The sequence below is a fragment of the Kitasatospora sp. NPDC052896 genome, assembly GCF_044547075.1.
Taxonomy (GTDB): domain Bacteria; phylum Actinomycetota; class Actinomycetes; order Streptomycetales; family Streptomycetaceae; genus Kitasatospora.
The window spans coordinates 21,499-27,825 of sequence record NZ_JBITZU010000016.1 but is presented as its reverse complement, the minus strand read 5'-3'; the positions used below and the strand labels follow the sequence as shown (position 1 = coordinate 27,825).

Below are 6,327 nucleotides of genomic sequence, written 5' to 3'. Positions count from 1 at the left end.
GCCGGCGACCGCACCGCCCCCCGCCACGACGCCCTGGAGGGCTGCGGGGCCTTCAGCGGACGCACCCCGCTGGGCCTTTGCCGGGCGTGGGGCTGGCGCCGGTCATCGGCACCGGTCCAGTGCACCCGGCGGACCCGGGGCCTGTCAAGGGTCTAGACCAATCTCGGGACCCGGATCGGCGGCTCGAGCGGAGACGGCGCCAGGGTTCGCGGTGGGGGGAGCCGCGAAGGCCCCGCCGTGGGGCCCGATCGGGCCTGCTGCGGACCCACACGCGGGAGTACCGTGGAAAGCCGGAGCCGGGTGTGGCCGAGGTGACGGCGATGTTGATCCTGGATGCGGTCTTGGGGGCGTTGGCCGGAGTCGCCGGCCTCGGCGCCCTGTGGGCCGCCGCGAGCGTACGAGTGGTGCAGCAGTTCCAGCGTGGCGTGGTGTTCCGCTTCGGCAAGGTACGGGCGGACGTCCGCCAGCCCGGGCTGGTGATGCTGCTGCCGGTCGCCGACCGGATCCGCCGGGTGAACGTGCAGATCGTGACCATGCCGGTGCCCGCCCAGGAGGGCATCACCCGGGACAACGTGACGGTCCGGGTCGACGCGGTGGTCTACTTCCAGGTGGTCGACCCGGTGCTCGCCACCGTGAACGTGCAGGACTACCAGTTCGCCATCTCGCAGGTCGCCCAGACCTCGCTGCGTTCGATCATCGGCAAGAGTGAGCTGGACGACCTGCTGGCCAACCGCGAGCCGCTCAACCAGGGCCTGGAGCTGATGCTGGACAGCCCCGCGCTCGGTTGGGGGATCCAGATCGACCGGGTGGAGATCAAGGACGTCGCGCTGCCGGAGTCGATGAAGCGCTCGATGGCCCGGCAGGCCGAGGCCGACCGGGAGCGGCGGGCCCGGATCATCACCGCCGACGGCGAGTACCAGGCGTCCAAGCAGCTCTCCGAGGCCGCCGCGATCATGAGCCATACCCCGGCGGCGCTGCAACTGCGGCTCCTGCAGACCGTGGTGGAGGTGGCCGCCGAGAAGAACTCGACGCTGGTGCTGCCGTTCCCGGTCGAGCTGCTGCGCTTCCTGGACAGCGCGACGGCGGCGAACGAGCGCTCGGCGGAGGCGGCAGAGGCGACGGCGGAGAACGCCGATCCGTCGGCCGTGCCGGGGTCGCCCGAGGCGCCACGGCTCGCGAACGGCGCCGAGCGAGTGGCGATCGGCGACCCGGGGATCGGCGAGCCGGCCACAGCCGGTTCCCCGCTGGACCGCACGGCCCCCGGGTTCCCCGACCGGGACACCGAGGACCGGGACACCCAGAACCAGAGCGCCGAGGACCGGAGCGCCGAAGCCCGCTGAGCGAGCGAAGCGCGCGGCGCCGGGGAGCAGCCCCCGCGCCGCGCGCCGTCCGTCAGAGTGCGACGCCGAGCAGGGCGTCCACCGTGCGCGAGACCAGCCCGGGGGCGCCGATGTCGGTCCCGCCGCTCTCCGCCTGCAGGGCGGCCCAGCGGTCCACGGCGGCGAGCGCCGCCGGGGCGTCCAGGTCGTCGGCGAGCGCCGCGCGCACCTCGGCGAGCAGGCCCTCGGCCGCCGGACCGTCCGGCCGGGAGACCGCCGCCCGCCAGCGGGCCAGCCGCTCGACGGACTCGTCCAGCACCGACTTGTCCCACTCCCAGTCCGACCGGTAGTGGCGGGAGAGCAGGGCCAGCCGGATCGCCGCCGGGTCCACACCGTCGCGGCGCAGCTTGGAGACGAAGACCAGGTTGCCGCGGGACTTGGACATCTTGTGCCCGTCCAGCCCGACCATGCCGGCGTGCACGTACGCCCGCGCGAACGGGTGGGCGCCGGTGGCGGCCTGGGCGTGCGCCGCGCCCATCTCGTGGTGCGGGAACGAGAGGTCGCTGCCGCCGCCCTGGATGTCGAAGGACATGTCCAGGAACTCCAGCGCGATCGCCACGCACTCGATGTGCCAGCCGGGGCGGCCGTGGCCGAGCTCGGTGTCCCAGGCGGGCTCGCCGGGCCGGGCGGCCAGCCAGAGCAGCGCGTCCAGCGGGTTGCGCTTGCCCGGACGGTCCGGGTCGCCGCCGCGCTCGGCGAAGACCGGCAGCATCTCCTCACGGGTCAGGCGGGAGACCTCGCCGAACCGCGGCTCGGCGTCGACCGAGAAGTAGATGTCGTCGTCCACCCGGTAGGCGGCGCCGCTCGCCAGCAGCTTCTTGACCAGCGGGACGATCCACGGGATCGACTCGACGGCGCCGATGTAGTGGGCCGGCGGCAGCATCCGCAGCGCCGTCATGTCCTCGCGGAAGAGCGCGGTCTCACGCTCGGCGAGCACCGTCCAGTCCTCGCCCGTGGCGACCGCGCGCTCCAGCAGCGGGTCGTCCACGTCGGTGACGTTCTGGACGTAGAGCACGTCGTGACCGGCGTCCTTCCAGACCCGCTGGACCAGGTCGAAGGCGTTGTAGGTGGCGGCGTGGCCCAGGTGGGTGGCGTCGTACGGGGTGATCCCGCAGACGTACAGCCGGGCGGTGGGGCCCTCGGGGACGACCTCCCGGGTGCCGCCCGCGGCGGTGTCGTGGATACGCAGGGGGAGTCCCTGACCAGGCAGGGCGGGAACCTCGGAAGCGGGCCAGGCATGCATGAAAATGACTCTAACCTTGCGATCATTTGAAAGGCTAACCAGTAGGCAGAATCAGTTGAAATTCCTTATCTGCCCGATCGTTACCGGTCCGATATGAACAGCACGGGCTCACTCAGACCGGCGGCCAGGGGATCGACGGCCACTCGTCGGACGGCAGCGGATGGCGGCCGGTCCGCAGCAGCACGGCGACCCGCCCCCGGGTGGCCGTCAGCTCAGCCTCCGTCAGATGCGGCCGCAACCGCTCCCCCAGTGGCCCGGCCAGCTCCGCGTCGAGCCGGCGCAGCATCTCGGCGGCCTCCTCGGCGAGCGGCTGCTCGGCCCAGCCCCAGAGCAGCGTGCGGAGCTTGCCGGGGACCGCGAAGGTGACCCCGTGGTCGATCCCGTAGATCCGCCCGTCGGCGGCGGGCAGCAGGTGGCCCCCCTTGCGGTCGGCGTTGTTGAGCACGGCGTCCAGCACCGCGAGCCGGCGCAGCCGGGTGTCGTCGGGATGCACCAGCAGCGCGGTGCGACCGCCGCCGACCTCGGCCCGGACGATCGGCAGCCAGCCCGGTTCGGGGCCGGCCGGGTTCTGCAGCGCGAGCAGCGGCGGCGCCTGCGGGTCGGGCTCGACCCAGAGCTGCACCATCCCGGCCCCGTACGGCCCGTCCCGCAGCACGGTGGGCGGGATCAGCTGCCAGCCGGTCGCGGCGGCCAGCTCGTAGGCGGCGACCTCACGGCCGGCCAGCGTGCCGTCCGGGAAGTCCCAGAGCGGGCGCTCGCCGGCCACCGGCTTGTAGACGCAGACGGCGCTCAGGCCGTCCTGCGCCACCGAGCAGTAGAGCGCCGCGTTGGAGGCGTCGGAGAGCTGGCCGTGCACGGTCAGCTCGCCCTCGCGGAGCAGGGCCAGCGCCGCGGGGACGTCGGCGGCCAGGGCCGCGCTGGCCACCGGGTCGACCTCAGGTATCGCCGGTTCCACCTCGTCCACTTCCGCCTCGGCGTCCACCGCCACGGGCTCCGGTCCCGGGGCGTCCGCGGTCGCGCCGTTCAGCGCCGGTAGCCGTTCGCGCGGGGGCACAGGTGCCCCTCCGGGTCCAGCGGCAGGTTGCAGAACGGGCAGGGCTTGCGGCCGGCCGCGACCAGGTCCAACGCCCGCTTGGCGAAGACCCGGGCCATCGCGCCGGTGAGCCGCACCCGGAGCATGTCCGGGCCGTTCTCGTCGTCCTCGAAGGCGGCCTCCGCCTCCTCTTCCTCGGCGTCCTCCAGCACGGCCTGGGCCTCGACCACCAGGCGGCCCTCGGAGCTGTCCCAGGCCAGGGCCATCGTGCCGACCCGGAACTCCTGCTCCAGCGGCAGGTCCAGCGGCGCGGTGTCGATCAGCTCGGTCGGGGCGACGGCCGGGATCGGGGCTTGGCCGCCACTGCGCCGCAGCGCCTCGTCGAGCACCTCGTCCACCCGCTCGGCGAGCGCCGCGACCTGCGTCTTCTCCAGCAGCACGCTGGTGATCCGGCCGCGGGCGCTGGCCTGCAGGAAGAAGGCCCGCGAGCCGGGCTGGCCGACGGTGCCGGCCACGAACCGCTCGGGCTGGTCGTAGAAGAAGACCTGACGGGGCACTTTCTCGCTCCGGGGGTTGGGAAGACGGTCGGTGGGGGTGGGCGCGTTTCTTCACCCTACGGCTTCGGCGCCGGCCGGCGGCGGTCCGGCCCGGCCGTGCGGCGAGCCTGGACGGCGGTGGCTAGGCGGTGCCGGTGTCGCCGCCGACCACCGCGTCGCCGCCGGCGGCCGGGCGCGGCCGCAGAGTGGCGAGGTCGCCGGTGTCGCCCATCCGGAGCACGAACGGGCGCTGCGGGGTGTAGCGGATCGCGGTGATCGAACAGGGCTCGATGTTGATCCGCTGGAAGTGGTCCAGGTGCAGGCCGAGCGCGTCGGCGACCACCGCCTTGACCACGTCACCGTGGGTGCAGGCGAGCCAGACCGAGTCCGGGCCGTGCTCGGCCGCGATCTTCTCGTCCCATTCGCGGGCCGCCGCGACCGTCCGGTGGCTCAGCGCCCGCAGCGACTCGCCGCCGGGGAACGCGGCCGCCGAGGCGTGGTCCTGGACGGTGCGCCAGAGCGGTTCGAGGGCGAGTTCGATCAGCGGGCGGCCGGTCCACTCGCCGTAGTGGCACTCACCGAGCCGCTCGTCCAGGGTCGGCTCGCCCAGCTCGGGGCGGGCCGCCAGCAGCGGGGCCAGGGTCTGCCCGCAACGTTCCAGCGGGCTGCTGACCGCCCGCACCAGCGGGACCTCGGCCAGCCGCTCCACCAGCGCCGCCGCCTGGGCCCGGCCGGTGTCGTCCAGGTCGACCCCGGGGGTCCAACCCGCCAGGATCCCGGCGGTGTTCGCGGTCGAGCGGCCATGGCGTACCAGCAACAGTGTCGGCATGGGGCAAGCCTACGGCGTGACGGTGCGGGGCAGCCCGGCCCGGGCCGGCGGCTCGGACCGGCCCGGGAAGAGCTGCGGGTCTCAGGCCAGGCCGGCCAGCTCCAGCGCCTCGACCCCGGTGCGCAGCGCCGCGATCCGCTCGTCCAGCGTGAAGCCGGCCGGCGCCAGGGTCAGCGTGGTCACCCCGGCGGCCGCGTAGGCCTGCATCCGCTCGGCGATCCGCTCCTTGGGGCCCAGCAGCGAGGTGGCGTCGATCAGGTCGTGCGGCACGGCGGCCGCGGCGCCCTGGTAGTCCTTGGCGAGGTACTTCTCCTGGATCTCGTCCGCCGCCTGCTCGTAGCCCATCCGCCGGGCCAGCTGGTTGTAGAAGTTCTTCTCCTTGCTGCCCATCCCGCCGATGTAGAGGGCGGCGTAGGAGCGCTGGGCGTCGGCGGCGGCCTTGACGTCCTCGCCGACCGAGATGGTGACGGTGGGGCAGAGGTCGAAGCCGTCCAGGGTCAGACCGGCCTTGGCGCGGCCCGCCCGCAGCGGGTCGAGGGAGAGCGCGGCGTGCTCGGGGGCGAAGAAGATGCCCAGCCAGCCGTCGGCGATCTCGCCGGTCTGCTCCAGGTTCTTCGGGCCGATCGCGGCGATGTAGAGCGGGATGTGCTCGCGCACCGGGTGGACGGTCAGCTTGAGCGGCTTGCCCGGGCCACCGGGCAGCGGCAGGGTCCAGTTCGCGCCCTCGTGCACCAGCCGCTCGCGGGACATCGCCTTGCGGATGATCTCGACGTACTCGCGGGTGCGGGCCAGCGGCTTGTCGAACTTGACGCCGTACCAGCCCTCGGAGACCTGCGGGCCGGAGACCCCGAGGCCGAGCCGGAACCGGCCGCCGGAGAGCGTGTCCAGGGTGGCGGCGGTCATCGCGGTCATCGCCGGGGTGCGGGCCGGGATCTGGAAGATCGCCGAGCCGACGTCGATCCGCTCGGTCCTGGCGGCCACGAAGGAGAGCACGGTGGCGGCGTCCGAGCCGTACGCCTCGGCGGCCCAGCAGACCGAGTAGCCGAGCCGGTCGGCCTCCTGGGCGACCGTGATGTTGTCGGCGTCCATGCCGAGTCCCCAGTAACCGAGGTTGATACCGAGTCGCATAGGGGGCCTTGCCTTCCGGGAGAGAGTCCGAGCCGAGCGTAGCCGGGCCTGGCGGGCCATGCTACTGGCCGGTAGCTGTGCCCCGCGTCACATCCGCCCCGGCCGCGCCCCGCGGCCTCCTGCGGGTCTGCGCGGCGGCCCGGCGGGCGGCCACTAGGCTTCGCACCGATATGGACGTC

General features: G+C 73.7%; 6 protein-coding genes. 1 reads left to right on the top strand and 5 read right to left on the bottom strand.

Annotated features, from left to right (window positions below; translation table 11 throughout):
• Positions 1-320: 320 nt before the first annotated feature.
• Positions 321-1,340, top strand: coding sequence for a slipin family protein (locus ACIGXM_RS26230; RefSeq protein ID WP_396564919.1), 1,020 nt, complete (start codon positions 321-323; stop codon positions 1,338-1,340).
• A gap of 52 nt (positions 1,341-1,392) precedes the next feature.
• Here ACIGXM_RS26230 and mshC read toward each other — a convergent pair whose 3' ends face one another.
• The 5 genes from mshC to ACIGXM_RS26205 all read right to left on the bottom strand — a co-directional run bounded on the left by mshC (position 1,393) and on the right by ACIGXM_RS26205 (position 6,148).
• Positions 1,393-2,622, bottom strand: coding sequence for a cysteine--1-D-myo-inosityl 2-amino-2-deoxy-alpha-D-glucopyranoside ligase (gene mshC, locus ACIGXM_RS26225; protein ID WP_396564917.1), 1,230 nt, complete (start codon positions 2,620-2,622; stop codon positions 1,393-1,395).
• 112 nt (positions 2,623-2,734) lie between these two features.
• Positions 2,735-3,532 (bottom strand): SCO1664 family protein, encoded by a 798-nt coding sequence (locus tag ACIGXM_RS26220; protein WP_396565138.1) that lies wholly within the window; start codon positions 3,530-3,532, stop codon positions 2,735-2,737.
• A gap of 113 nt (positions 3,533-3,645) precedes the next feature.
• Entirely contained in the window at positions 3,646-4,212 is a 567-nt protein-coding gene (locus ACIGXM_RS26215) for a DUF3090 domain-containing protein (protein WP_396564915.1), read from the bottom strand.
• A 121-nt stretch (positions 4,213-4,333) separates the two neighbouring features.
• Entirely contained in the window at positions 4,334-5,020 is a 687-nt protein-coding gene (locus tag ACIGXM_RS26210; RefSeq protein ID WP_396564913.1) for a histidine phosphatase family protein, read from the bottom strand.
• Positions 5,021-5,101: 81 nt separating this feature from the next.
• Positions 5,102-6,148: an LLM class F420-dependent oxidoreductase gene (locus tag ACIGXM_RS26205; RefSeq protein WP_396564911.1), complete on the bottom strand. Its 1,047-nt coding sequence runs from the start codon at positions 6,146-6,148 to the stop codon at positions 5,102-5,104.
• Between the last annotated feature and the right edge of the window lie 179 nt (positions 6,149-6,327).